Below are 25,770 nucleotides of genomic sequence, written 5' to 3'. Positions count from 1 at the left end.
CTTGTTGGTCATTACAGAGGCTTCATCATGAATGCGAGTAAGGGTCCCGAGACGGTCGATCATCGCCGCCGACGCATTGTTGGTGCTGCGGCAGTGACGTTCGCCGCCACCGAACTCGGCTTGAGCGTGCCGGCAAAGGCGGCAGCCGCTAGGACGGTCGAGGCGAGGGCATCTGCTACGCAAACCACGCAGAAATCATTCGGCTCGCTCGGGCAGGTCAATGCCGGAAATCTGAGCGTCGGATATGCGGAGCTGGGGCCCGCCGAAGGTGCCCCAGTGATCCTGCTTCATGGCTGGCCTTATGACATTCACACCTACGCCGATGTCGCTTCCCTGCTTGCCGCAAAGGGGTACCGCGTGATTGTGCCCTACCTGCGCGGCTACGGCACTACGCGCTTCCTGTCGGACGAGACGATGCGCAACGGCCAGCAGTCGGCGCTCGCCGTGGATACGATCGCCCTGATGGATGCGCTGGGGATCGAAAAGGCCACGATCGCCGGCTGCGACTGGGGCGCTCGAACGGCCAATGTCGTTGCCGCGCTCTGGCCTGAGCGTTGCAAGGCGATCGTCTCGGTGAGCGGCTATCTCATAGGAAATCAGCAGGTCGGCATGGTGCCGCTGCCACCGGAGACGGAGCTTCAATGGTGGTATCAGTATTACTTCGCCACGGATCGCGGCCGCGCCGGCTACGAGAAATACACGCGCGATTTCGCCAAACTCATCTGGCAACTCGCTTCGCCGCAGTGGGATTTCGACGATGACATCTTCCAGCGCAGCGCCGCAGCACTGGACAACCCCGATCACGTCAGCATCGTCATTCACAATTACCGCTGGAGGCTCGGGCTGGCACAGGGCGAGCCGGAATATGACGTTCTGGAAAACCGGCTGGCCGAAGCTCCCGTGATCACAGTGCCGACCATTACCCTTGAGGGTGATGCCAATGGCGCACCCCATCCCGACAGCAGTTCCTACGCCAAGAAATTCTCGGGCAGATACACGCACCGGATCATCACCGGCGGTATCGGCCACAACTTGCCTCAAGAAGCCCCGCAAGCCTTTGCCCAGGCTGTTATCGACGTCGGCGAATACTGATCAAAATCCATGACGTGCCCCGACCGTAAGGAATAACACGGGAAGATTCCTGGTTCTCGGCACAGCCTCCCGTCCGCTTAGGCGAGAACAGCTCTCCCGCCGACCCAGACCGACGCGATGTTGGCCCTGGAAGCGGAGTAGACGATCTTCTGAAGGATGCCGTCGCCGTCGAGTTCGTCCCACAGGTGAATTGTGCCTCTGGGCGCGGCGGTGTCGACCAGGATCGCATCGAAATGGTAGCCAGGCGAGAATCGCCCCACAGGCAAGCCGAGTGCCGCGCCACCGCCTGCCGTCGCCAGGTGGAAGGACTCGCGAAAGTCGACGCGTGCTGTTCCGGCCGTGCCGCGCGTCTCGGCCGCTAGCGCCGGGTCGGTGCCGGTTTCCAGCATGCGCGACGACATGACCGTCGCGCGCATCGCATCGAACATCGAGGCGCTCGGTCCCCCGGAAATGTCGGTGCCGAGCCCGACCTTGACACCCTTCTCGAGGGCCGCCCTCAACGGGAACACGGCGCCTGCGAAGTAGGCGTTGGAGACGGCGCAGTGCGCCACGGCCGCCTTGCGCACGCGGATCGTCTCCATGTCGGCAAGCGTAATGAAATTGGCGTGCGCGAGCACGCTGCCGGCGCGCAGCAGGCCAAAGCGATCAAGGCTAGACGTGTCGCTGATCCCGTGGCGCTGCAGCACGTAGCCATGCGCCCAGTCGCTCTCCGAGCAATGCGTCTGCACATGGCAGCCGCATTCCTGCGCAAGCGTGCCGAGCCCTTCGAGGGCGGCGTCGGTACAGGAGGGGATGAAGCGCGGCGTAATGACCGGCTTTACCCGTCCCGTGGCATTGTCTGGATGCCCATGCACGTAGTCGATCAGAGCGCGCGTGCCATCGATGGCTTCGTCCGCCGAGGTATCGCGATAATAGGCCGGGCACTCATCGGGATTGTCCATCGCCACTTTGCCGACCAGCGCACGTTGCCCGCGTTCGAGGCAAATGTCGACGAGCAGCCTTGTCGCGTCCTGGTGGATGGTTGCGAAGTAGAGCGCTGTGGTCGTGCCGTTAGCGATCAGGTCGTCGACCAGCAGGCCGTAGCTGCGCCGCGCGAAGGCGAGATCGGCGTAGCGCGCCTCCAGGGGAAACGTGTGTTTGTGGAGCCAGGCCTCGAGCGGCACGTCCAGAGCCCGGCCGAGCTGCGGATATTGTGGCGCGTGCACGTGAAGATCGACGAAGCCGGGCAGCAGATAACTCTGCGCCGGCAAGGTCGCCAGCGAACCGGTTCGGCGCGCGGCCTCCAGCGCCTCGTCATAGCCGGCATCATGCGGATGCAGCACCGAGGCGATGATGCCTGATTGATCGATTGCGATCAGGGCATGGCGCAACTCTTCCACGAGCCCGCGCTCCGGAGCGTGAAAGCCGCTGGCCAGAAGCGTCTTGCCGCTCAGGTCGCTCACCTGTCCTCCGCCGAAGAACAGCTACGCACTGCCGTCGCGAAGCGCCAGAGCGCGATTGCCCGTCCGTCGATGCCGATGACAATAGCGGAAGGGCTGCCGCTCATGCGGCTTGCGCCGTCGTGCCGTAGGTGATGCCCTTCTCCTTCAGCCAGCGGCGATAGGCGATCGACGAGCCGTCGGCCCGCATCGGGATTTCCGCGCGCGGCTCGAGCGGCAAAAGAAGTGGCCGTTGGTTCTCCAGGATGATGCGGTCCTGCAGGAAGATAAGCTGCTGGAACTGCACAAGTTCGGTCGTGGTCGATACGTCGTCGATCAGGAACATGACGGGGTGCGCGCGGCAGCGGTCCGGATCGAGGGGCTGCACGAACAGACAGATCACGTCCCACCGGGTAGCCGCGTTGGGGCAGGTCTTGTAGAGCATCACCGCGAAAGGATTGGCGACCCGGTACATGTATTGGGTCATGATGCCGCCGGTCGCCGAGAGTGCCGCCTGCGGCTGGAAGAATTCGCAGTTGGTCGCCCACACCTCATCCACGTCGCGGCGGATTTCGGTTGTGTAATGCCGCACTTCCGTGTGCGGCTCGGCGCCCAATATGTCGGTATGGACGAAGGGGAAATGCGCCATGTCGAGGAAATTCTCGACGATGCGCAGGCCGGACGCCTTTACCGCGATCGCTCCGCAAACGACAGGCCGGCGATCGTCCTCATAGGCCTCCGGGATCGACAGCACATCGCCGGCCGGCATGCCGAGCGTGATCCATAGATAGCCGTAGCGTTCCCTGGCCGGGACTTGGCTGCCGTCGCCGGCACGCGACACATTGACCGCGCCTGCCGTATCGCGGGCTACCAACAGATCGATGCCCAGAAGCCGGTTCGCCATCGTGCCGACCGGAATCTCGTTCAGCGCGTCAATGCAATACCATTGATCGAGGGCCGCCTGCTCCGCAGCTCGCTTAATGGTCATTGTTGCGTCCTTCCTGTGCTATCTCACTGCCGATAGATGCGGTCCATCACAGCCCGGTGGTCGGCCATCGCCGCCTCGACATCGAAAGAGGCGAAGTCACCTCTCGCGATAATCTGCCGGCCGTTGATGTAGGAATAGTCGACCTTGAAGGGTCCGCAAAGCACCAGCGCGGCGAGCGGGTCGCGCTCGGTGCCGGAAAGGCCGAGTTGGCTGCGTTTGACCGCGATGAAGTCGGCGCACATGCCGGGCGCGAGATGGCCGATGTCATTGCGACCGAGCAGGGCAGCGCCGCCGCGCGTCGCCATTTCGAGGGCCTCGCGCGCGGACAGCGCCGTCGGCGTGCCGCCGAAACCGCCGCGGCCGCCGGGCTTTTCGGAGAGGTAGTGGTGCGGCGCGACACGCTGAAGCATCAGCGCCAGCCGCGCTTCCATGAACAGGTTCGACGTGTCGTTCGAGGCCGAGCCGTCGACGCCAAGGCCGACCTTCACGCCCTTGTCGAGCATCTCGCGGATCTTCGCGATGCCCTGGCCGCAGCGCATGTTAGCCGACGGGCAATGGGCGACCCCGGTGCCGGTTTCGGCGAAGCGGTCGATCTCGTCGCTGGTCATGAAAATCGAGTGGGCGAACCAGACGTCGTCACCGAGCCAGCCGACGGATTCGGCGAACTCGACCGGCCGCTTGCCATAGATTTCGAGGCAGTACTTCTCCTCGAAAAGCTCTTCGGCAAGGTGCGAATGCAGGTTCACGCCCTTGTGGCTGCGCGCCAGCGATGCCGCATCGCGCATCAACTCCGGAGTCACCGAGAACGGCGAGCAAGGAGCCAGGATGATTCGGCTCATCGAATGTCGCGACGCGTCGTGATAGCTGCCGATCAGCCGTTCGGCATCCTTCAGGATATCCTCTTCCTTTTCGACGCAGCGATCCGGCGGCAAGCCGCCCTGGCTTTCGCCGCGCGACATGGCTCCACGCGCAGCGTGGAAACGCAGACCGATATCGCGGGCCGCACCGATCGTCGCGTCGAGCGTGCAATTGTTGGGCAAGATGTAGAGGTGATCGGAGCTGGTCGTGCAGCCCGAATGGATGAGCTCGGCCATCGCTACGCGCGCCGAGACGCCTATGGCATCGTCGTCGAGCTCGGCCCAGATCGGATAGAGCGTCTTCAGCCAGACAAGCAGCTCGTCGTTCTGAGCCATCACACGGGTGAGATTCTGGTACATATGATGATGCGTGTTCACCATGCCCGGCATGACCACATGGCCCGATAGGTCGAGCACCTCGTCGGCACTGGAGGCACTGAGTTCCGCGGTGGTGCCGACCGCTTCGATGACGTTGTCGTCGATCAACAAGGCGCCGTCGGAAATCTCGCGGCGCGTACCATCGAAGGTGGCGAGCAGATCGATGTTCTTGACAAGCAGGCGGGGCATGATGGTCTCAACGCATGTCGCGGAAATAGGGTTCGCCGAGAGCAGCCGGCGCGGCCATTACCCGGCGCATGCGCTGCCAGGCAAGCACCGGCACGATGATCAGGGCGATCGTGCCGAGATAGGGCAGCATCGACAGGATCGGCGCCGCGATCGGCCAGTTGCGTGCTTGGCCGACGAAGCCGAGAGAGGTGATGAGACCGAACAGCAGAGCGGCCAGCACGGCGTTGAGGGGCCGGTAGCCTGCGAAGATGACGAGAGAGACGGCAATCCAGCCGCGGCCGGCCACGACGCCTTCCGACCAGGAGGGAACGAAGGCAAGCGTGAGGTAAGCGCCGGCGCCGGCCGCCAGCGCCGAGCCCGCGGCGACATACCAGAAGCGGATGCTTTGCACCGAAATGCCGGCGGCGTCGGCTGCCGCGGGGTTTTCGCCCACCGCGCGCATGTTCAGCCCGTGGCGCGTGCGGAACATGATGTAGTGCAGCACAACCGGCAGGACGATGTAGATCAGGTAGACAAGGATGTTCTGCGTGAAGATCGCGCGACCGAGCAGCGGGATGTCGCTAAGATAGGGAATAGCGATCGGCGCGAAGGTCGCCGGCGCCGGCATGCCGGAATAGGCGCGACCGATCGTTGCGGCCATGCCGGTGCCCATCAGCGTCAGCGCCAGGCCGCACAACACCTGGTTCGCTTTGACGACGACGGTGCCAAGAGCGAAGACGCAGCCAACGAGGAAACCGACGGCAAGCGCAAGGACGAAGCCGAGCATAGGGTGCGGCGTGGCGACGACGACCGCGATGCCAGTGATTGCACCGAGCGCCATAAGCCCTTCGACGCCGAGATTGACGACGCCGGCGCGCTCGGAGAGCGTCTCGCCCAGCGCCGCCAGCGCCAGCACGCCGCCGGCGAGAATGGAGGTCTGGATCAGTCCGGCGATCATGTCCATGGGTGTTTCCTCAGCTCGCGGCCGGTTCGGTCCGCGTGATGCGGTAGTGAGCGAGTTCGTTGCCGATCGCCGTGAAGAACAGGATCAGTCCGGTGATGGCGAGCACGGCCGAGACGGTGATGCCTTGCGTCTGCAGGATGATGCCCGAATTCAGGATGACGCCCATCAAAGCCGCGCCTGCGAGCACGCCAAGTGAGGAACCGCGCGCCAGCACCGCGACCATGATGCCGAGATAGCCGAAATTGTTGGAGATGCCGCCCTGCAGGCGATGCACCGTGCCAGCTACTTCCAGCATACCGGCGATGCCGGCGATCGCTCCCGACATCAGCAGGATGACGATCAGGCGGCGGCGGAACGGCATGCCCGCATAAAGCGCCGCGCTTGGATTCGACCCAGCGATCCTTACCTCGTAGCCCCAGCGCGTGTAGTTGAGCAGTCCTGCGATGACAAAGGTGAGCAGGATCGCCAGCGGGAAACCGTAGTGCACGATACCCCAGAATTCAGGCACGTCATGCGGCAGACGTGCGGTGGTCGCGAGCGCATGGCCGCTCGGGTCGAGCCATGGGCCGGTGGCGACGTAATAAACCATCAGCGTCGCCACGAAATTCAGAAGCAGGGTGGTGATGAGTTCGCTGACATCGGCGTAGGCGCGCGCCAGCGTCGGCACCAGTATCCAGAGCAGCCCGCCGAGCGCGCCAGCGGTGAACATAACAGGCAGGATCAGCCAGGTCGGGCCGGGAATGAACAGCGCGACCGCCGTGGCGCTGAAGGCGCCGGCATAGAATTGGCCCTCCGCGCCGATGTTCCAGGCGCCGATTCTCAGCGCTACCCAGACCGACAGGCCGGTCAGGATCAGGGGAGTGACCAGAAGTCCGACGTCTTCCAGCCCGAAGCTCGAGCCAAAAGTCGAGCTGAGCACCTCCCAGGCGAGTTCGACGGGAGCATTGCCGCGAGCGGCCAGAACCAGGCCGGCGACCCCCAGCGCCAGCACGATCGCCAGGGCACGTGCCGCAAAGGCAACGGAGGGCTGCGCGGATGGAACGCGCTGAAACTTGATCGCCAAGGTCAGTGCTTCCCGGCAGCGGCCTGGGCGCCAGCACTGGACCGCATCTGCCCGCCCATCATCAGGCCGATTTCCTCGATGTCGGTGGAGGCAGTCTCCACCGCGCCCATGATCTTGCCATGGAACATCACGGCGATGCGATCCGACAGGTTGAACAGCTCTTCCAGCTCCTCGGAAATGAAGAGCACACCGACGCCGGCATCGCGCAATTCGACGAGGTAGTGCATCATCGTGTTGATCGCTCCGACATCGAGGCCGCGGCTCGGATAGGCGGCGATCAGAACCTTGCTTGCGATGCGCATCTCGCGGCGTGCGACGAGGCGCTGCTGATTACCGCCGGAAAGGTTGCGCATGGGCATGCCGAAATCGGGCACCGCAACGGATGCCGCTTCGGCGATCGTGCGTGCGAGAGCAGCCGCAAGGCGCGGTCGGAACACGAAGCCTTTTGAAACAGGCGCCGTCGCATATTCGCGGATTATGGCGTTGTCGGTGATTGAAAGCGCCGGCGCCAGGCCGCTGTGCAGCCGGTCTTCGGGAATGTGGCCGACGCCGAACTTCGCGTAATCGACCGCGCCGGCGGTCGTGACGTCCTTTCCGCCGAGCAGTATCTGGCCGGAATGGATCAGCCGTAAGCCGGTGACGGCCTGGGTCAGCTCCTTCTGGCCGTTGCCGGCCACACCGGCGATGCCGACAATCTCGCCGGCATGGATGTCGAGCGAAACCTCGTCGAGAAGGATGCCGCCCACGTCGTCACGCGCGACGACAGATTTGAGGCTGAGCACCGGCTCGGCGGAGATGCCGGCCGCGCCTGGCTGCCTGGCACGCAGATTGCTAAGCACGATCTCACGGCCAACCATCAGGCGCGCCAGCATCTTCTCGCCGCAGTCCGCAGTCTTTTCGGTGGCCACCTTGCGGCCGCCGCGCAGCACGGTGATGCGGTCGGATATCTCCAGCACCTCGTCGAGCTTGTGGCTGATGAAGACCACCGCATTGCCCCGGGACACGAACTGCTTGAGCGCCTTGAAGAGCTCGCGCGCTTCCGCCGGAGTAAGCACTGCAGTCGGCTCGTCGAGGATCAGAACGCGAGCGTTGCGCGCGAGCACGCGTAGGATTTCCACGCGCTGCTGCTCGCCGGTCGAAAGATCGGCGACGCGCGCGGATGGCCGTACCGCGAGGTTCAGCTTCTCGGCCAGTGCGGCAGTCCGCGCCTCGAGCACCGACGAGCCAATACGCTTGGGCGTTTCGGACCAGCCGAGATGAATATTCTCGGCGACCGTGAAGGCGGTCACCAGCTTGAAATGCTGGTGGACCATACCAATACCGGCGGAGATCGCATCGACTGGAGATGCGAAACGTTTGGCATAGCCGTCGACGACGATCTCACCGGCATCCGGCTGATAGATGCCGGTGAGGATGTTCATCAAGGTCGACTTGCCGGCGCCATTCTCGCCGAGCAAGGCGTGGATCTCCCCCGGCATCACGTCCAGGTCGACATCCTGGTTGGCAACGACGCCGGGGAAATATTTGCTGATGCCCTTGAGCAGCACGAGCGGCGGCGCGCCGGAGCCAGGCTCGTAACGCCCCGGGGAGGTGGACGGCACCTCCATGCCGCCGTAGCGGTGCTCACTCGAAGCATGATGAACTGGAACAAAATCATTCATCCCGCTTAGCTCTTTGCCTTCTGCCCGCATAGTCTATCCGAAAACTCTGCAATCTTTCGGGATCACGCTTGGAGGCCGCTGACGCCTTCGATCGACCAATCCCAGTTGTAGAGTTCCTCTTCGGTCATGCGATGGCCGGCAGCCACCTTGACGTTGCCCTTGGTGTCCTTGATCTCGCCCTCGAACGGGCTCCAGCCGCCGAGAATCTTGTCGCGCACGGCATCGGCCTGCTTTGCGACCTCGGTGGGCACCGTCTCGCCCCAGGCATCGCGGTCGATACCGCCGCCCATCGGCAGGATGGTCTGCGAGGGCGTCCACTTGCCTTCGAGGCGCAGGCGCACCTGGTCGACATAGAATTTCTTGAAGTCGATGGCGATCGAGGAGACGTAGGCCTTCGGCCCATAGCGGCGGATGTCGGTATTCCACATCACGGCCTTCGCGCCGCGCTGCTCGGCCACCTGCAGATAGCCTGCTTCGTCCATGATGCCGAACAGAAGGTCGGCGCCGTTGTCGATGAGTGCGGTGCCGGCCTGGGTGGCAGCCTGCGGATCGAACCACGAATTGATGACGATGGTCTGCATCGTGGCGTTGGGATTGACCGAACGGGCGCCCATCAGGAAGGCATTGGTGCCGGAAAAGACCGACGGAACAGGGAAGGAGGCGACGTAGCCGAGCTTGCCGCTCTTGCTCATCAGGCCCGCGGCGACACCGGTGACGTAGGTCGGGTACCAATGGGCGAGATAGTAGGTCGAGAGATTTTCGAGCGGGTTGCGGCCATCGCATTCATAGAAGGCGACGTCCGGCGAACGCTTGGCCACGTCGTAGAGGAAGTCGCCATAGTTGGAGGTGGCAAACACCATGTTGGCACCTTCCGAGACGAACTGGCGGAAGGTGCGGGTCGCGTCGGCCGAATAGGGGATGCTTTCGACGAACAGCGTCTTCAGCTTCGGGAACGCTTCCTGCACGGCCTTCATGCCCTGGTCGTGGCTCCAGGTCCAGCCTTCATCGGTCACCGGACCGGTGTGGCCGAAGGCGATGACCGCGTTTTCCTCGGCGACGGCGGCGAGCGGCGTCTGTGCATGGGCGGGCGTGATAAGGCCGGATTTCGGCAGGAGCAGCGAGGCGCCGGCTGCGGCGCCCATGTTGAGGAAGCCTCGGCGGGAGAGATTGCGCAGGTCGATCATGCTTCGGTCCTTTGTTCCGTGTCGTGTTCAGTTCGGGAGAGACAGTTCGGTTTCCATGAGGCGGTCGATTTCTGCCGACCAGTCGGCCAGCCATGCCTGCTTGATGTCGTCGTCGAGCCATGCTGCGGACAGGCCAGCCAGCGCGATCCGCTTCAGTGCCGGCGGCCCGAGCGCAAAATTTTCGGCGATCAGCGCGTATTCGCGGTCGAGTGTCGTGGCGAACATGGGCGGATCGTCGGAGTGGATCGTCACGGTAAGCCCGGCCTCGATCATGCGGCGGATCGCGTGGTCGGGCGCGGAAAGGTCACGCCAGACGGTGGTGGCCAGCGTCGTGCTCGGACAGCAGGTGAAGACGATGCCCATCTCCCTGCACTGTGCCATCAGCGCCGGGTCGTCGACGACATGGTAACCGTGGTCGACCCGTCCCAGGCCGAGAATGTCGATGGTGTCGCGGACGTAGCCCGCCGGGCCATCCTCGCCCGCATGGTTGGTGACATTGAGCCCGGCAGCCCGCGCTCGCTCGACGATGCGCGCAAACATCGGCGGTGGGTTCGGGCGTTCGTCGTAATCGAAGCCGATGCCGATCACCTCAGCCGGGCGCTCGGCCAGAACCATGTCCAGGAAGCGCTCGCCACCTGCCGCGCCGAGCGGCTTCGCATGCGCCGGTATCAGCTTTGCTATAAGCCCATAGCGCTCCTTTGCGCGGTGAAAGCCGTCGAGGATGCCTTCGAGCATAGTCGAATAGGCCACGCCATGAGCCAGATGCGCATGCGGGCTGAAGAACAGTTCGACGTAGCGCGCACCGGCCTTCGCGCAGCGCTCCAGTGCCTCGAAGGTGATGCGAGAGAAATCGTCCGCAGTCCTGATCGAGGCGCAAACCAGATCGTAAATCTTCAGGAAATCCAGCAGGTTGCCGTAGCTGTAGAGCTCCGATGTCGATCTGCCGTCCGGCAGCGACACCGCGTTTAGCGCCGCCAGCTCGGCGAATGTCTCTGTGGAGACGGCACCCTCGAGGTGCAAGTGCAACTCGACCTTGGGTATAAGCTGAATGAAACTTGACAACGACATCGACGCTCACCCGCCCGGACCGGCAATCCCAAGCCGCACCTGGTTTTCTTGGGCGACGGACGGCTGCCGAGTTGTTCGATAATCGCGGTTTTTTCCAACTGTCCGATCACCTGATACGCAACAGATGTCAGGGAAACGGGGCTTGCACAAGCCAAAAAATGATGCCTAACTAGACACATTCTAAAACTGCTTAAAAAATGTGCAGTCCGGGAGAAATATAGGCATGAAGCACCTACCGGAAGCGCAGAACCTTGCGCCTCCGCCTCAAACAACGCGCCTGCGCTTCGTCGGCCAACTGGTGTCGTCGAGCTTTAGCGAGTTCGCCGACAGGCGTGCCGCTCGGCTCAATCTCGATCTGCTGGTGCACGAAGCCGCGGACGATTTTTTTGTCGTCCAGGTTTCGGGCCAGCCCGATCTCATCGATGCCTTCGAGATGGCATGTAGCCTGGGACCAATCGACTGTCTGGTGATGGACTGCGAACGGGCCGAAATTCGGGGATATTCCAGAGAGGAAGACGCAGGATGACGATACAGGCTGGATGGCACCCAGTGGCGCTGTCGGGATCGATCGAGCCGGGCAGTTCGGCCGGGATCCGCCTTGGCGGAAACGAACTGGTGGTGTGGCGCGACAACAGCGGCGCAGCGCATGTGTGGGAGGATCGCTGCCCGCATCGCGGCATGAAGCTGAGCTTCGGTTTTGTCCGCGGCGACCATATCGCCTGCCTTTATCACGGCTGGCAGTACGACACGGCCGGCCAGTGCCGATACATTCCGGCCCACCCCGATCTCAGGGTGCCGGCGTCCATTACCGTGTCGGTCTACAGCACGGCCGAGGCGGCTGGCATGATCTGGACGACGCTGGACCCGGCAGCAGCATTGCCTGAACTGCCTGCCTTGCCAGAGGAGGTGGTGCCGGTCCGCAGCCTGTATCTCGACTGTTCCGCCGGGATGGTGATCGATGTCGTGCAGGCCATGCCGCCCACATCTTCCTCCGGCGGATCCGGGCTCGCTGATCTGAAGGCGCTGAGCGGGACGCTGTTCAGCCTGAAGGTCGGCGAAGAGACGCTGCTTCTTGGCCTGCAAGAGCTGACCGGCAAACGATCGGCCCTGCATGTCGTGATTGACGGACCGGCGGCAAAATATGCCGGCAAGGGACAGGAACATTTCTTCGCTTGGACGAGTGAACTGCGCCACCACCTCGAGACCGGGCGTGCCGGCGCGACCTCGACGACGCGGGCCGCATGATGGCGAGGATCACGCTATACAACTACGAGCTGGACGAAAGCTGCTACAAGGTGCGGCTGGCGCTTTCCATGCTTGGCCTGGAATGGCAGACCGTCGCAGTCGATGCATTTCCGGGGGCGGAGCAGAAGACGCCGCCATTCCTGGCCATGAACCCGGCGGGCAGCCTGCCCATTCTCCGCGACGACGAGATGACGATGTTCGGCGCCGAGTCCATCATCGCCCATCTGGCGCGCAGCCACGATTCAACGGGTGCATGGCTGCCGGCGGATGGTGCGGATTTCGCCAAAGTGATGCAGTGGCTTTTCTTTGCTGCCGGCGATCTCGGCGTTGCCGGCGCCGCGCGCCGCCATGCCATGTTCGGTGCCGCCGGCGACGAGGCTGCGTTGCGTGCCGGTGCCGCGCAAGCGCTCCGCGCCATGGACGACCATATGACCGCGCGGGGTTTCGAGAAAAAAGAATGGTTCGCTGCGCACCGCCCGACCATCGCCGACATCGCGCTTTTTCCGGCTTTTGCGCTGAGCCGCGATTTCGGCGTCGACCATGACGAGTATCCGGCGCTGCGCCGCTGGGCGCGTCGCTTCCGCGCGCTTCCCGGCTTCATGACCATGCCGGGCATCCCCGATTACCATTGACGCCCAAAATTCAACGAGGACGAGGCTAGCAACAGAATGACCTCTCTCACGCGCTTTTCCGTCCAGCCGCTCTCGTCCATGACCCGGCGGCTGGCCGGCGTCGCTTCCGGGCGAGCCGATCCCGATCTGGTCATTGCCGGCGCACGCGTGTTGTCGACCTATTCGGAGCGCCTGCTTCCAGGCCGCGAGATCTGGTTGTCGGGAGGGCGGATCGCCGCAGTGAAGCCGGCCGGCACTTATAAGGGCGGCAGCGCCAGGATATATGACGCCAGGGGCGGCATCGTCGCCCCCGGCCTGGTCGATCCGCACATCCACATCGAATCCTCGATGGTGACGGCCTGCGCCTATGCCGAGGCGGCGCTGCTCAACGGCACCACGACCCTCTTCTGCGACAGCCACGAGATCGGCAACGTCATGGACGTTGCTGGCATCGAGGCGATGCTGGAGGACGCGCGCCTGGCGCCGTTGTCCATTTTCCTGACGGTACCGAGCACCGTCCCGGCGACATCGTCGTTGCTGGAAACGGCCGGCGGCGACCTGACAGCCGAGAAGATCGGCGCATTGTTCGACAAATGGCCGGAAGCCGTGGCGCTCGGCGAGAAGATGGATTTCGTGCCAGTGGCTATGGGCGATGAACGCAGCCATGCCATCCTCGCTGCGGCGCTGAAACGCGGCCGCCCGGTATCGGGACACGTCTATGGACGCGAATTCGTGTCGGCCTATGCGGCGTCCGGCGTCACCGACACCCATGAGGCGATCGACCGCGAGATCGCCGACGACATGCTCGAAGCCGGCATCTGGCTGTTCCTGCGCGGCGGCCCGCCGACGACGCCGTGGCACAGCCTGCCCGCAGCGATCAAGACGATCACGGAACTCGGAGCCTCGCACAAGCGCATCGCGGTCTGCACCGACGACCGCGATGCTGACGACCTGATGCTCTTCGGCCTTGACTGGGTGACGCGCGAGGCGATGAAGGCCGGCATGACGCCGGAGCAGGCCTGGTCTATGGGCTCACTGCATGGCGCGACGCGCTTCGGCATGGAAGGCGAAATCGGAGGCCTCGGTGGTGGCCGCCGTGCCGACCTGGTGCTGCTCGACGACGGCTTCGATCCCGTCAGCACGTGGTATGGCGGCGAACTCGTCGTCGATGGCGGCAAGATCACGCCGCTGCTCGACCAGGCCCTCTCGACCCGCTACCGCTATCCGGACGCGGCCTACTACACAGTGAAGTTGCCGAAGCAGATCAAGCTGACGCCGGACCTGCCAACCGGCAAGGTGGTGGCGCATACCATCCGCACCGAATTGCCGGGGATCACGCTCGGCCACCAGAAGATCACGCTCGATCCGGCCAACGACTGGCAGAACCATTTCGACCGCCACGGCCTGTGCTTCGTCACTATGGTCGAGCGCCATGGCAAGTCGGACGGCAACGTCGCCTACGGGCTGCTCAGCAATTTCACGCTGCGACGCGGCGCCGTCGCATCGTCTGTTGGTCACGACAGCCACAACATCATCATCGCCGGCCTCAACGAGGCCGACATGCAGGTGGCGCTGCGGGCGATCGAGGAAACGCAAGGCGGCGTCTGTGTCGTCGTCGACGGCAAAGTGACTGCCATGGTTGAACTGCCGATCGCCGGCCTTTTGTCCGACAAGCGCGTCACTGAGGTCGCGGAGGAGGTGAAGATCCTCAAACGGGAATGGGAGGCGGCCGGCTGCTGCATTCCCTATATGGGCTTCAACCTCATCCCGCTCTCGGTCATCCCCGAAATCCGTATCACCGACAAAGGTCTCGTGCTGGTGCCGGAAATGGAGATCGTCCCCGCCTTCGAGGCCGCCTGAGTGGATCCCTTCCGACTTGGGCTGGTCTCACCGCGCATTCATTATTTCCAAATGGTCGCGCGGCTGGGCTCGGTTCGCCAGACCGCGCAGGCGCTCAACGTGGCGCCATCCTCCATCAGCCGCGTCATCAAGGGTCTGGAGGACGAACTGGGCACGCCGCTCTTCGAGCGTGTGCGCCAGCGACTGAAACTGACCAGCGCAGGCGAGCTTCTGCTCTACCACGCGCGTCAGAGCATCACCGAGTTGGCGCGCGCCTCGTCCGAGATCAACGATCTCAGTGGCCTCAACCGCGGCTCGTTGTCCGTGGCAATCGTGGAGAGCGCGGCGCGCGGGCTGGTGCCGAACGCGCTGAAGGAATTCTGGAAACGCCACCCGCAGATCTCGGTCGATGTGCATGTCGCCGGGTCGCAGCGGGCCTGCGATGCAGTTGCCGACGGCGAATGCGATCTGGCGCTTGCTTTCGACGTGCGCGTGCCGCGCAACGTGCGCAAGATCGCGAGCATGCCTCTGCCGCTCGGCGTCGTCGCTCATCCGGACAGCCGCCTTGCCGGCCGCAAGGAAGTGAAGCTGTTCGATCTTGCCGGCGAACAGGTCATCGTCTCGGACAACAGCCTTGCTTTGGGCATTTCGATCGACGATGCGATCGGGCGTTCCATGATCGACATCACGCGACGGTCGCGGACCAACTCGATCGGACTGATGACCGAGATGGTGCGCCTCAACCTCGGCGTGGTGCTTCGCACCAAGCTCGGCATCGAACCGGAAGTGGCTGACGGATCGATCGTTTTCGTGCCGTTGCGCGATTCGCGCATGAACCCGCACCGGCTGATGCTGCTCGCCCGGCTGGAACGCGAAATGTCGGATGCGGCCTCCGCATTCGCGGCGCTGCTGGCCCGCATGGTCGAGGCGTTGCATGGTTAGTTGTTGCACTTTGCGCATCGATAAAGAGAGTAATTTGTCCCTATCTCGAACAACTGAGCTTTGCGAGACTTCCCGGCCGAAGGGGATGTCATGAAGCAGAGTGCGGTCGACGCGGTCATTCGGGGGCTTAAGCGGGCGGGAGTGAGCATCGTCTGCTACCTGCCCGATTCGCTGTTCAAGGAGCTCTACCCGGCGCTTGATGCCGATCCGGATATCCGCACGATCCGCGTCACCAACGAGGGTGAGGGCGCGGCGATCTGCGGCGGGGTCTTCCTGTCGGGCAAGCGCGCGGCGCTGGTCATGGAAAATTCCGGCTTGCGCGCCTCGGTCGAGCCGCTGGCCCGCATGGGCCTTGGAGCCGGCATCCCGGTCGTGATGCTGATGAGCTATCGCGGCGAGCTCGGAGAGAACAACTGGTGGGCTATTCCGCATGGCATCACCATGGAGCCGGTGCTGAACGCGCTGCGCGTGCCGTACCGGATCGTCACCGAGGAGGCGAAGATCGAGCGCGCCATCGTTGACGCCTATTCCTGGTCTTATGCGTCCTACTACCATTCGGCCGTGGCGCTCGGCGGCGAGGTGGTGCGATGAAACGCTTCGACTGCATGAAGGCTCTTGCCGCGCGGCTGAAGGATGAGCTGGTGATCCTTTCGCTCGGCGGCAGCGTCGACGAGTGGTACAACGCCGCGCCGCATATGCGCGAGGCGAGCCTGTTCCAGCAGCAACTCGGCTGCGTCACGCCGCAGGCCTTCGGGCTCGCCGCCGGCCTGCCGCACCGCCGCGTCGTTTCGCTTGATACGGATGGCGGCCTGCTCTTCAATCTAGGCATCCTGGCCACGCTCGGCAACGAACAACCGAAAAACCTCTTCATCGTGGTCTGGGACAATGAGTGCTACCAGTCGATCGGCGGCCCGCCGACGCATACGGCGCTGGGCCGCGTCGACCTTGCCGCGATCGCGCGCGGCGCCGGCGTCGAGAACGCCCATACGGCGCGCACCGTGGAGGAGTTCGACGCGCATTGCGCGAGGGGGCTCGCCTTGGACGCTCCCTATTTGGTGGTCGCCAAGGTCTCGGGAACGGTTCAGCCGGACATCAAGCGCAAACACAGCGACGGCCGCGAGGACAAGTATATCTTCGTCCGCCACGTCGAGGCGAGCGAAGGCATCGTCATCATGGGCCCGAGCGAGCACAACTGACGAGATCATGGGCACCCTCGGACCTGTCGTCCCCCGACGCGCGCTCAAACCCAGCTACGACTACGTCGTGGTCGGCTCGGGTTCCGGTGGCTGTGCGGTGACGCGGCGGCTGGTCGATGCCGGCGCCGACGTCCTCCTGATCGAAGCCGGCACGACGGGTCTTGGGATTACGGAAATCGACGACCCCGGCAAATGGGTGCCGCTTGGCCGCGGCACCTATGACTGGGGCTACGACTATGCTCCGACACCGCGCGTGAACGGCCGTACCATCGGCATCCCGCGTGGTCGCCTGCTGGGCGGCTCAAGCGCTATCAACGCGATGATGTGGTATCGCGGCCATCCACATGATTACGATGCCTGGGAGGTTGGCGGCGCCAAGGGCTGGAGCTTCGCCGACGTGCTGCCCTATTTCCGGCGCTGCGAGGACTGGCGCGATGGTGCAAGCGAGTTTCGCGGTGCGGGTGGTCCGCTCCGTGTCGAGCGGCCGGCGGCACTGCACCCGGTCGCGCAGGCGCTGATCGATGGCGCGGCCGAGATCGGCATCCCCGTAATCGACGATCCCAACGGCCCCAGCAACGAGGGGGCGGCGGCCGCGAATTTCAACATCTGCGACGGCAAGCGCTGGAGTTCGGCGACGGGCTATCTCGTGCCTATACTCGATCATCCGATGCTGACGGTGCTGACCGGTTCCGCGGCCATCGGCCTGACGGTCGAAGGCAGCCGATGCGTCGCGGTCCAGCACCTCGTCGGCGGCGAAATCCGCGAAACACGCGCGCGCGAGAGCATCGTGCTCGCGGCCGGTGCCATCGACACGCCGCGCATGCTGATGCTGTCGGGCATCGGCGATCCGCTCGAACTGAAGCGCCTTGGCATTGCGCTCGTTTGCGCCCTGCCGGGCGTCGGCCGGAACCTTCAGGATCATCCGCTGGCGCAGGCCTGCGTCTTCCGCGCGAAACGACCGATCGGACCGATAGTGGGCAATGGCGGTGGCTCGATGGTCAACTGGAAGTCGCGGCCGGACCTGCCGCAGCCCGACCTGCATGCCTTCCCCGTCCAGGGCAACAGCGCCGAACCGGCGATCCGCGCGCGCTACGATCTATCCGGCGATGTCTTTTCCTTCGGTGCGGGCCTGATGCGCTCGAAGAGCGTCGGGCACTTGAAGTTGCTCGACGGCAAGCCCGGCGGGCCGCTCGAAATCCAACCGAACTTTCTGGCGGAACCGGAAGATCTCGACGCCATGGTCACTGCGGTCGAGATGGTGATGGAGATGGCGGCTGCAAAGGCGAACGCCGGTCTCTTCAGCAACTTTGCCGCACCTGACCGCCGACTGACCCGCACCGAGACCATCGCCTTCATCCGCGAGGCGTGCTCGACGTTCTTCCACACCTGCGGAACCGCCAAGATGGGCGAGGACGCGATGGCCGTCGTAGACAGCCGTCTCGCCGTGCACGGGCTGGACGGCCTGCATGTCGCCGATGCCTCGGTGATCCCGACGATCCCGACCTGCAACACCCACGCGCCCGCCACGATGATCGGCGAGCGCGCCGCCGATTTCCTGCTCGCGGCGGCAGCTTGAGGATGTCATGACCGACGGACCGCACACGGAGTACCACCCTCGATGACCCAAGGCCTCATCCTTGCTGCCGACACGCTGCTCACCATGGATGAAGATAACCACGTGTTGCCTGATGGCGCCGTGCTGGTCGAGGATGGTCGTATCGCCGCGGTCAGCGCACTCGCAGCATTGCGCGCTGCGTATCCGGCCGTGGCCGTGAAGAAGCTCGACAATGCGGTGCTTTTGCCCGGGCTGGTCAATGCGCATGCGCATTCCGGTTTTCTGCGCGGCACGGCGGAGCAGCTGCCGGTCTGGGACTGGCTGACGCTCCATATCAATCCGATGCATCGCGTGCTGCAGCCGCACGAGGCCGAGGCGGCATCGTGGCTCTGCTACGCGGAATCCGTGCTCGGCGGCACGACCACCGTCGTCGACATGTGGCGGTTCATGGAAGGCAGCGCCAGGGCGGCCGAGGCGATCGGCAACCGCCTGGTCGCCGTGCCTTACGTCGGCGAGCATCCCGACTACAACTACTTCGACACGCTCGACATGAACGAGGCGATGATCGAGGGCTGGCATCGCAAGGCGGGCGGCCGCATCAATGTGTGGGTCGGGCTGGAGCATCTGTTTTATGCCGACGAGACCGGCCAACGCAGGGCGATCGAACTCGCAAGGAAACACGACACCGGCTTCCACACGCATTGCAGCGAGGCCGAGATCGAGATCGCGGAATTTAAGCGGCGCTACGGCAAACGCCCGATGTTCGCGCTGGACGACCTTGGCTTCTTCGAAACGCCGCGCGCCATGATCGCCCACGCCGTCTGGCTCGATCGAGAAGAGATCGAGCTTATTTCCAAGCGCCGCGTTTCGGTGGCCCACAATCCTGTTTCCAACATGAAGCTGGCAAGCGGCATCGCGTTGGTGGCCGAGATGCTGAAGGCCGGCGTGCCTGTCGGGATCGGCACCGACGGCGAGAAGGAGAACAACAATTTCGATATGTTCGAAGAGATGAAGGTGACTTCGCTGCTGGGCAAGCTGAAGGACTTCGACGCCGCCGCCATGGATAGCTGGCAGGTGCTGCGCATGGCCACCATTCTCGGCGCCAGGGCGATCGGCCTCGACCACGAGATCGGCTCGATCGAAGTCGGCAAGCGCGCCGACATTATCGCGGTCCGCACCGATACGCCGCGCATGACGCCGGTCTTCCGCGACGGACCTTATTTCAACTTCCATCACAATCTTGTCCACGCCGTGCGCGGCAGCGACGTGTCTTTGACGATGGTCGATGGCGAGATCCTGGCCGAGGACGGCGTGCTGCGCACCGGCGACCTGCGCGAGATCATCGCCGAAGTCCATCGCGTCGCGCCTGGCCTGTTCGCCCGGCGCGCCGCTTTCCTTGCCCAGAATTCCGGCGGCAGCCTGCAATGGACCCAATAGGGCGGGCCTCGGTGATGAAGACGACGGACAGGGCGGCACTGGACGATTGGTACGCGGTGGCGATGGTCGCCGATCTGGATGGCGCGCCGAGCCGCACGCGGCTGCTCGGCCAGGACATCGAACTGGTCCGTGACATCACGGGTGCAATCACGGTTCGGGAGGTCCTGGACGACGGCAACCGCGGCCCCGCGCTGCCCGTCCGGCAGCGCTACGGCTGCGTCTGGACGACGCTGGGCCTGCCCGGGAAGGAAATCTTCGAGATCGCCGAGGCATCGGAACCCGACCGCCGCTACGTGCCCTGCGGCTGGGTGACGATGCGGGCGTCGGGTTTGCGCGTCGTAGAGAATTTCCTCGACATGGCGCATTTCCCGTTCGTGCATACCGACATTCTCGGTTCGGAGCCGCACACGGAAGTGCCGGCCTATCTGAGCGAGATACGTCGCGAGGTGGACGAGGTCTGGGCGACCAACTGCACGTTCTTCCAGCCGCGCATTGCCGCAACGGAAAGCTCCGGCGCGTTTGTGCACCTGACCTATCGTGTGCCGAGCCCATTCGTTGTCATGCTTTACCGTGTATGCCCTGGAGCGCCGGACCGGCTCGACGCGATCGCGCTGTTCATTCAGCCCATCGAGGAAGACCTCTGCCGCGCCCAGCCGGTCATGTATCTGGTCGACTCCGCTTCGACGCAGACGGCGTTGCTCAACTTCGAACAGGTCATCTTCCTGCAGGATCGGATCATCGTGGAGAACCAGCGGCCGCTGCGCCTTCCGCTCGAGCCACGGATGGAAATCCCGACCCGCGCCGACGGGTCCTCCATCGCCTACCGCCGCTGGCTGAAGGAAAGGGGCATCCGTTTCGGCACGGCCGCCGGAGCCACATGACCGAGCCGGGTCTCCAGGTGCTTCGCCCGACCTCCGTTGCCGAGGCGCTGTCATTGGCAGGCGAGGGCGCGTCGCAACTGGTCGCCGGGGGCACGGCGCTGCAGCTCGGTTGGGCGAAGGGCCTGCCAAAGCCGCGGCGCCTCATCGACATCGGCCGAATCGCCTGCCTGAAGGGCATCCAACCGGCCGGCGACGGCTTCCGCATCGGCGCACTGACGACCCTGGGTGCCATGGAGCGTGACCGGGCGATAGGCGAGAATTTGCCTTTGCTCGCAGCCGCCGTCCGCGCCACCGCGGGACCTGCCGTCCGCAATCTCGGAACGCTGGGCGGCAACGTCGCCGGGCTCATGGGTTGCCTTCTACCGGCCCTGCTCGCGTCCGACGCGAAGCTGGAGATCGCCTCACCGGCCGGACACGCCGTCGTGCCGCTCGCGCAATGGCTGGCTGACACGCCGTCAGCGGACCTCATCGAGGCGGTGATTGTTCGACCGCAACCTACCGCTCGCTGGACCCATCGCAAAGTTGGCCTGCGCGCCGCATTCACCCCAAGCGTGGCCGGTGTCGCCGGGCTGGTCGAGACAGCGTATGATCGCATCACCGTCGCGCGGCTCGCGGCCAGCGGCGGCGGGCAAGCGGCCCGCCTTGGCCGCGCTGAAGCACTGCTTGTCGGCCGCCGCCTGCAGGAGATCGATTGGGCCGAGCTGCACGCCGCAATTCTCGAAGAGGCGCCGGCGATCGATGATGTATGGCGGTCCGAACGCTATCGGCGCAGTGTCGTGGCGAATGCGCTGGTCTTCGGGCTCGGCGGAAAGTTGTCCCAAGGAGCACCTTCGCCGTGCCGGCGGACCGTGCCGTCCGGAAATCCACCTGCCGAAATTCTCGTGTCCCGATCGGAGATCGGCGCACGCTGGCACCAGCGGCCGGACGTTGCGCCGAAAATCGCAGGCAGGCTCGAATACCTGACCGACCATCGCGAGCCCGCCATGCTGGTCGGGCGCATTCGGCGTGCCGGCATTCCCCATGCAAGGATCGTTTGCATCGATACGAGCGCGGCCGAGGCGCTGCCAGGAGTCGCGGCGGTTGTAACGCACCGCGACATCGCCGGCAGCAATGCCTTCGGCATTGTCGTGCAGGATCAGCCGGCACTGTGCTTCGACAAGGTCCGCTATGTCGGCGACGCGGTTGCTGCTGTTGCCGCTGTTGACATGAAGACGGCCGAACGCGCGCTTGCTCTCGTCAGCGTCGAATACGAGCCGCTGCCAATTGTGAGCGATCCCCAACAGGCACTCGCCGCTGGAGCGGAGCTGGTCCACGCCTCCGGCAATCTGCAGTGCAGCTTCGAGTTCACGCGCGGCGATGCCGCCGCGACTTTTGCCAAGGCAGCTCATATCGTCGAGGCTGTCTACGAAACGCCGAGCCAGATGCACGGCTTTATGGAGACGGAGGGCGGCTACGCTTTCGTCGGTACGGATGGTACCCTGAACGTCTTTGCCGGTGGGCAGCATGGCCGCCGCGACCGCATGCAGCTCTCGCGCATCCTCGGTATGCCGCAAGAGCAGATACGGGTGGTCACCAGCCCGACTGGCGGCGCTTTCGGCGGCAAGGACGAGCTGACCGTGCAGCCGGCCCTGGCCCTGCTGGCGCTGAAGACCGGACGCGCCGTGCGGCTGCATCTCGACCGGGCGGAATCCGTCATCGCGGGCACCAAGCGCAATGCGATGCGCATCCATATGCGTACCGCCTGCGACCCCGAAGGTCGGCTGCTCGCACAGCAGGTGGATGTGATCGCGGATGCCGGCGCCTACGCGTCGCTCGGTCCGGGCGTGCTTGAGACGGCCCTCGAACACGCCTGCGGGCCATATGTCGTTCCCAACGTCCTCAGCTCGGGCAGGCTCGCCTACACCAATAACGGCGTCTGCGGCGCGTTTCGTGGCTTCGGTGCCAACCAGATGGCCTTCGCGGTAGAGTGCCAGCTGGACCGGCTAGCCGAAGCCGCCGGCATCGACATTATCGAGATACGGCGCCGCAATTTGCGCGAGCCTGGCACGCGAGGCCATCTCGGCCAGCAGGTCGCGCCGTCCGAACGTTTGGCCGAGATGCTGCAAGCCGCCGCTGCTGACCCGATCTGGGCCAAGCCGCGTGGTCCGTCGTTCGACGGCTGTGAGACGATCGGCGTCGGGATGGCGATGAACTATCAAGGCAACGGACTAGGCACGCTGCCGCCGGACCCGGCCGGAGGCGCGTTGCGCTTGGCTGCGGATGGCATGATCGAAGCTCTCTACGGCCTGGACGAGATGGGACAGGGCCTGCTCACCTCGGTCAAGGCCGCCGTAGCCGGAGCGCTCGGCTGCGGTCGCGACGATGTCCGGCCGGTCACCGGCGATACGGCGGCGACGCCCGAATCCGGTTCCTCTACCGCCTCGCGCGGCACTCACGTGGTCTGGCGGGTCGCGGCAGTCGCCGCACCAGCTTTTGCGCGCGACCTGCTGGCCGCAGCGGGCCAGCTGCTTTGCCGCGAAGCCGGGACGCTGGCGCTGGCGCCCGGCGGTATCGTCGAGCGACATTCCAACAGCGGCTCACTGCTCATGAGTTTCGCCGAGCTTGCCGAGGCGTTGCCTCCCGACCGGCTGCCAGCTGCTGCCGTCAGCTTCGAGTTTCCGAAATCGGACTATCTGGAAGGCAATGCACGCCTGATCTTCGCCTTCGGCGCGACACTGGCGCGCGTTGCCGTGAGCCGCATCACTGGGCAGGTACGCATGCTCGAGCTCCATCAGCACACCGCGGCCGGACCGATGCTCGATGCTGCCGCCTATCTTGGCCAGATCGAAGGCGGCGGCGTCCAGGGGCTGGGCTTCACCCTCACTGAGGACGCGGCGATGCGGGATGGCCGGTATCTTGCCGGCAACCTCGATTTCTACATGCTGCCAAGCATTGCCGACACGCCGGAAAGCCTCGCGACCTTCGCGTTGGAGGATCTGGACGAGGACGACCCGTTCGGTCCGCGCGGAGTTGGTGAGCTTGGCATTGGCGCCGTGACGCCAGCCATCGTCAACGCGATTGCGGACGCCACAGGGGCTTGGCCCGAGCGCATCCCGGTCGATCCTGAATGGGTACTCGATGCCCTGCAGAGGAGTGCAGCGTGAGTGCCGAGATCGCGATTACCTTTAACCTCAACGGCTGCCGCCGGGCGCTGGCCGTGCCTGCCGAGTTACGCCTGATCGACCTGCTACGCGATCATTTCGGCATGACTGCCGCCAAAATGGCTTGCGGCATCGGCCGCTGCGGCGCTTGTTCCGTGCTGATGGATGATCGCGCGGTCAATGGCTGTCTGGTCATGTCGTGGCAGCTCGACGGGGCTACCATCATCACCCCGGAAGGTTTCGACGATCTTCCCGAAGCCGATGTCCTGCGCGAGGCTCTGGCGAGCGAAAACGCCTTCCAATGCGGCTACTGCGCACCCGGCATCACTGTTGCGCTGACCGCCCTGATGTTGGAGAATCCGGCTCCTGACGAATCTCAGATCCGCGCTGCGCTCGAAGGCAATATCTGCCGCTGTACCGGCTATCATTCCATCATCCGCGGTGCTCTCGCCGCGGTCGAGGCGCTCGCTCGCGGGATACCGACATGACGGTCATCATTCGAAACGGTGAAGCCAGGCATGCAGGCGTCAAGGCGTTCCTGGCCAAACCCAAAATGCGGCACCTGATCGGCGGCGGCTGGTGCGACGCCAGCGATGGCGCAACCTTGCCCGCGACCGATCCTGCGACTGGCGACACGCTCGCGCTGCTGGCGCAAGGCACAGCCGATGACGCCGGGCGTGCCGTTGCTGCGGCGCGTGCTGCTTTTGAAGGCGAGAGCTGGCGCGACATGACACCGTCGGCACGCGGCAAGCTGCTATGGCGCATCGCCGACCTGATTGAGCGCCATGCCGATGAGCTTGCAGAGCTCGAGACGCTTGATCAGGGAAAGTCGCTGAAGACCTCGCGCTTCGCCGAGATTCCCGCCTCGGCCGAGCAGTTCCGCTATTTTGCCGGTTTTGCCACGAAAGTCCTCGGCACGACCATCCCCACCTCCATCAGCTACCAACCGGCGGGCAGCAAGATTTTCGCCTACACGGTGCGAGAGCCGATCGGTGTCGTGGCAGCCATAACGCCATGGAATTCGCCGCTGCTTATGGCCTCGATGAAGCTCGCCCCGGCGCTTGCCGCCGGCTGTACGATCGTGCTCAAGCCAGCTGAGGAAACGTCGCTCACCGCGCTCAGGCTCGGCGAACTGATGATCGAAGCCGGCTTGCCGGACGGCGTCGTCAATATCGTGACCGGTCTCGGTGAAACCGTGGGCGCAGCATTGGCTGCAGATCCCGATGTCGATAAGGTCGCCTTCACCGGCTCGACGGAAGTCGGAAAGATGATCGTCTCCGCAGCGCGCGGCAATCTGAAGAAGCTGACGCTCGAGCTGGGTGGCAAGTCGCCGGCCATCATCATGCCCGATGCGGACATGGGGCTCGCAATCCCCGGAGTGGCTCGGGGGATCTTCGCCAATGCCGGCCAGGTCTGCGTCGCCGGCTCGCGTGTCTATGCGCATCGCTCGATCTACGACCGTCTGGTGGAGGGGCTGGCGGAAGAGGCGCGAAAGCTGCGTCTCGGACACGGGCTTGACCCGGATACCGACCTTGGTCCGCTGGTCAACGGAACCCAGGCTGCGCGCGTCGCCTTCTATGTCGGCGATGGTGCCTCCAGCGGCGCCGAGATCATCGCCGGCGGCCGGCGCTTCGACAACTTCTTCGAGCCGACCGTGGTTACCGGCGTACGGCCAGACATGCGCATGATGCGCGAGGAAATCTTCGGCCCCGTCGTTGCCGTGACACCGTTCGACGATGTTGCGGAGGCGATCAGCCATGCGAACGACTCGCCCTACGGCCTCGCCGCAAGCGTCTGGACCCGCGACCTTTCCGCTGCGCACCGCCTTGCTGCACGTATCCGGTCGGGCACCGTCTGGATCAATTGCCATTCCTACTTCTCGCCGGAATTGCCGAAGGGCGGCCACAAGCAATCCGGTTGGGGCTATGAGAACGGCGCACCGGGCCTGGGGAACTATCTCGAGACGAAAACGGTCTGCGCGGTGATTTAGCCGCGCCTTTCCCGCGATATTCGTGGATCGGCGGCTGACAGCCCTTCCATCGGCGGACAGGGATTGATCGAAAATTGCTCGGATCCTCCTGAG

Annotated in this window: 22 protein-coding genes; 14 read left to right on the top strand and 8 right to left on the bottom strand. The window is 64.4% G+C overall.

Features of this window, described 5'->3' with window-relative positions; all coding sequences use genetic code 11:
• Nucleotides 1-27: 27 nt before the first annotated feature.
• Nucleotides 28-1,092: an alpha/beta fold hydrolase gene (locus NKI67_RS03185; protein WP_023674221.1), complete on the top strand. Its 1,065-nt coding sequence runs from the start codon at nt 28-30 to the stop codon at nt 1,090-1,092.
• 77 nt (nt 1,093-1,169) lie between these two features.
• On the opposite strand, the gene guaD is transcribed toward NKI67_RS03185, so the two are convergent.
• From guaD to add, 8 genes are all read right to left on the bottom strand, one after another.
• Nucleotides 1,170-2,534 (bottom strand): guanine deaminase, encoded by a 1,365-nt coding sequence (gene guaD / locus NKI67_RS03180; protein ID WP_352644450.1) that lies wholly within the window; start codon nt 2,532-2,534, stop codon nt 1,170-1,172.
• 100 nt (nt 2,535-2,634) lie between these two features.
• The gene (locus NKI67_RS03175; RefSeq protein ID WP_352644448.1) at nt 2,635-3,498 is read right to left on the bottom strand and encodes an aromatic ring-hydroxylating dioxygenase subunit alpha; all 864 of its coding nucleotides are present in this window, start codon (nt 3,496-3,498) and stop codon (nt 2,635-2,637) included.
• 23 nt (nt 3,499-3,521) lie between these two features.
• Entirely contained in the window at nt 3,522-4,922 is a 1,401-nt protein-coding gene (locus NKI67_RS03170; RefSeq protein WP_023674224.1) for an 8-oxoguanine deaminase, read from the bottom strand.
• A 7-nt stretch (nt 4,923-4,929) separates the two neighbouring features.
• The gene (locus NKI67_RS03165) at nt 4,930-5,865 is read right to left on the bottom strand and encodes an ABC transporter permease (RefSeq protein ID WP_023674225.1); all 936 of its coding nucleotides are present in this window, start codon (nt 5,863-5,865) and stop codon (nt 4,930-4,932) included.
• A gap of 10 nt (nt 5,866-5,875) precedes the next feature.
• The gene (locus NKI67_RS03160) at nt 5,876-6,928 is read right to left on the bottom strand and encodes an ABC transporter permease (protein WP_023674226.1); all 1,053 of its coding nucleotides are present in this window, start codon (nt 6,926-6,928) and stop codon (nt 5,876-5,878) included.
• A gap of 2 nt (nt 6,929-6,930) precedes the next feature.
• Nucleotides 6,931-8,535: an ABC transporter ATP-binding protein gene (locus tag NKI67_RS03155; RefSeq protein ID WP_051406067.1), complete on the bottom strand. Its 1,605-nt coding sequence runs from the start codon at nt 8,533-8,535 to the stop codon at nt 6,931-6,933.
• Nucleotides 8,536-8,651: 116 nt separating this feature from the next.
• Entirely contained in the window at nt 8,652-9,773 is a 1,122-nt protein-coding gene (locus NKI67_RS03150) for a BMP family ABC transporter substrate-binding protein (RefSeq protein ID WP_031211089.1), read from the bottom strand.
• A gap of 27 nt (nt 9,774-9,800) precedes the next feature.
• Nucleotides 9,801-10,841 carry an adenosine deaminase gene (gene add, locus NKI67_RS03145; protein ID WP_023674229.1) on the bottom strand — a complete coding sequence of 347 codons (1,041 nt, stop codon included), beginning with the start codon at nt 10,839-10,841 and terminating at the stop codon, nt 9,801-9,803.
• A 223-nt stretch (nt 10,842-11,064) separates the two neighbouring features.
• On the opposite strand from add, the gene NKI67_RS03140 reads away from it, so the two are divergent.
• From NKI67_RS03140 to NKI67_RS03080, 13 genes are all read left to right on the top strand, one after another.
• Entirely contained in the window at nt 11,065-11,367 is a 303-nt protein-coding gene (locus NKI67_RS03140) for a hypothetical protein (RefSeq protein ID WP_023674230.1), read from the top strand.
• Entirely contained in the window at nt 11,364-12,086 is a 723-nt protein-coding gene (locus NKI67_RS03135; RefSeq protein ID WP_023674231.1) for a Rieske 2Fe-2S domain-containing protein, read from the top strand. The genes NKI67_RS03140 and NKI67_RS03135 overlap by 4 nt, the downstream gene beginning before the upstream one ends.
• Nucleotides 12,083-12,718, top strand: a complete 636-nt coding sequence (locus tag NKI67_RS03130; protein WP_023674232.1) for a glutathione S-transferase family protein — start codon at nt 12,083-12,085, stop codon at nt 12,716-12,718. The genes NKI67_RS03135 and NKI67_RS03130 overlap by 4 nt, the downstream gene beginning before the upstream one ends.
• Nucleotides 12,719-12,754: 36 nt before the next feature.
• Entirely contained in the window at nt 12,755-14,557 is a 1,803-nt protein-coding gene (locus tag NKI67_RS03125) for an adenine deaminase (RefSeq protein WP_023674233.1), read from the top strand.
• Entirely contained in the window at nt 14,558-15,478 is a 921-nt protein-coding gene (locus NKI67_RS03120) for a LysR family transcriptional regulator (RefSeq protein WP_031211097.1), read from the top strand. It abuts the gene before it with no gap.
• 90 nt (nt 15,479-15,568) lie between these two features.
• On the top strand, nt 15,569-16,069 hold the full coding sequence (locus NKI67_RS03115; RefSeq protein WP_023674235.1) for a thiamine pyrophosphate-binding protein: 501 nt from the start codon (nt 15,569-15,571) through the stop codon (nt 16,067-16,069).
• A complete protein-coding gene (locus NKI67_RS03110; protein WP_023674236.1) occupies nt 16,066-16,674 on the top strand; it encodes a thiamine pyrophosphate-dependent enzyme in 609 nt (202 codons plus the stop codon). The genes NKI67_RS03115 and NKI67_RS03110 overlap by 4 nt, the downstream gene beginning before the upstream one ends.
• A 7-nt stretch (nt 16,675-16,681) precedes the next feature.
• The gene (locus NKI67_RS03105) at nt 16,682-18,250 is read left to right on the top strand and encodes a GMC family oxidoreductase (RefSeq protein ID WP_023674237.1); all 1,569 of its coding nucleotides are present in this window, start codon (nt 16,682-16,684) and stop codon (nt 18,248-18,250) included.
• 42 nt (nt 18,251-18,292) lie between these two features.
• Nucleotides 18,293-19,666, top strand: coding sequence for an amidohydrolase family protein (locus NKI67_RS03100; protein ID WP_023674238.1), 1,374 nt, complete (start codon nt 18,293-18,295; stop codon nt 19,664-19,666).
• A gap of 14 nt (nt 19,667-19,680) precedes the next feature.
• Entirely contained in the window at nt 19,681-20,547 is an 867-nt protein-coding gene (locus NKI67_RS03095) for an aromatic ring-hydroxylating oxygenase subunit alpha (RefSeq protein WP_023674239.1), read from the top strand.
• A complete protein-coding gene (locus tag NKI67_RS03090; RefSeq protein WP_023674240.1) occupies nt 20,544-23,690 on the top strand; it encodes a molybdopterin cofactor-binding domain-containing protein in 3,147 nt (1,048 codons plus the stop codon). The genes NKI67_RS03095 and NKI67_RS03090 overlap by 4 nt, the downstream gene beginning before the upstream one ends.
• Nucleotides 23,687-24,175, top strand: a complete 489-nt coding sequence (locus tag NKI67_RS03085; RefSeq protein WP_023674241.1) for a (2Fe-2S)-binding protein — start codon at nt 23,687-23,689, stop codon at nt 24,173-24,175. Before NKI67_RS03090 ends, NKI67_RS03085 begins: the two co-directional genes overlap by 4 nt.
• Nucleotides 24,172-25,677 carry an aldehyde dehydrogenase family protein gene (locus tag NKI67_RS03080; RefSeq protein WP_023674242.1) on the top strand — a complete coding sequence of 502 codons (1,506 nt, stop codon included), beginning with the start codon at nt 24,172-24,174 and terminating at the stop codon, nt 25,675-25,677. Before NKI67_RS03085 ends, NKI67_RS03080 begins: the two co-directional genes overlap by 4 nt.
• Nucleotides 25,678-25,770: the final 93 nt, after the last annotated feature.

The sequence above is a fragment of the Mesorhizobium sp. M0408 genome, assembly GCF_040321495.1.
Lineage (GTDB): Bacteria > Pseudomonadota > Alphaproteobacteria > Rhizobiales > Rhizobiaceae > Mesorhizobium.
Note: the sequence above shows the minus strand (reverse complement) of the source record. Positions and strands in the feature narration are given on the sequence as shown.

Excerpts from the sequence above, each read along its gene's own strand:
- NKI67_RS03185 (WP_023674221.1), top strand. The coding sequence starts at position 28 with ATGAATGCGAGTAAGGGTCCCGAGACGGTCGATCATCGCCGCCGACGC.
- NKI67_RS03175 (WP_352644448.1), bottom strand. The coding sequence starts at position 3,498 with ATGACCATTAAGCGAGCTGCGGAGCAGGCGGCCCTCGATCAATGGTAT.
- NKI67_RS03170 (WP_023674224.1), bottom strand. The coding sequence starts at position 4,922 with ATGCCCCGCCTGCTTGTCAAGAACATCGATCTGCTCGCCACCTTCGAT.
- NKI67_RS03165 (WP_023674225.1), bottom strand. The coding sequence starts at position 5,865 with ATGGACATGATCGCCGGACTGATCCAGACCTCCATTCTCGCCGGCGGC.
- NKI67_RS03155 (WP_051406067.1), bottom strand. The coding sequence starts at position 8,535 with ATGGAGGTGCCGTCCACCTCCCCGGGGCGTTACGAGCCTGGCTCCGGC.
- NKI67_RS03150 (WP_031211089.1), bottom strand. The coding sequence starts at position 9,773 with ATGATCGACCTGCGCAATCTCTCCCGCCGAGGCTTCCTCAACATGGGC.
- add (WP_023674229.1), bottom strand. The coding sequence starts at position 10,841 with ATGTCGTTGTCAAGTTTCATTCAGCTTATACCCAAGGTCGAGTTGCAC.
- NKI67_RS03140 (WP_023674230.1), top strand. The coding sequence starts at position 11,065 with ATGAAGCACCTACCGGAAGCGCAGAACCTTGCGCCTCCGCCTCAAACA.
- NKI67_RS03135 (WP_023674231.1), top strand. The coding sequence starts at position 11,364 with ATGACGATACAGGCTGGATGGCACCCAGTGGCGCTGTCGGGATCGATC.
- NKI67_RS03130 (WP_023674232.1), top strand. The coding sequence starts at position 12,083 with ATGATGGCGAGGATCACGCTATACAACTACGAGCTGGACGAAAGCTGC.
- NKI67_RS03125 (WP_023674233.1), top strand. The coding sequence starts at position 12,755 with ATGACCTCTCTCACGCGCTTTTCCGTCCAGCCGCTCTCGTCCATGACC.
- NKI67_RS03115 (WP_023674235.1), top strand. The coding sequence starts at position 15,569 with ATGAAGCAGAGTGCGGTCGACGCGGTCATTCGGGGGCTTAAGCGGGCG.
- NKI67_RS03110 (WP_023674236.1), top strand. The coding sequence starts at position 16,066 with ATGAAACGCTTCGACTGCATGAAGGCTCTTGCCGCGCGGCTGAAGGAT.
- NKI67_RS03105 (WP_023674237.1), top strand. The coding sequence starts at position 16,682 with ATGGGCACCCTCGGACCTGTCGTCCCCCGACGCGCGCTCAAACCCAGC.
- NKI67_RS03100 (WP_023674238.1), top strand. The coding sequence starts at position 18,293 with ATGACCCAAGGCCTCATCCTTGCTGCCGACACGCTGCTCACCATGGAT.
- NKI67_RS03095 (WP_023674239.1), top strand. The coding sequence starts at position 19,681 with ATGAAGACGACGGACAGGGCGGCACTGGACGATTGGTACGCGGTGGCG.
- NKI67_RS03090 (WP_023674240.1), top strand. The coding sequence starts at position 20,544 with ATGACCGAGCCGGGTCTCCAGGTGCTTCGCCCGACCTCCGTTGCCGAG.
- NKI67_RS03080 (WP_023674242.1), top strand. The coding sequence starts at position 24,172 with ATGACGGTCATCATTCGAAACGGTGAAGCCAGGCATGCAGGCGTCAAG.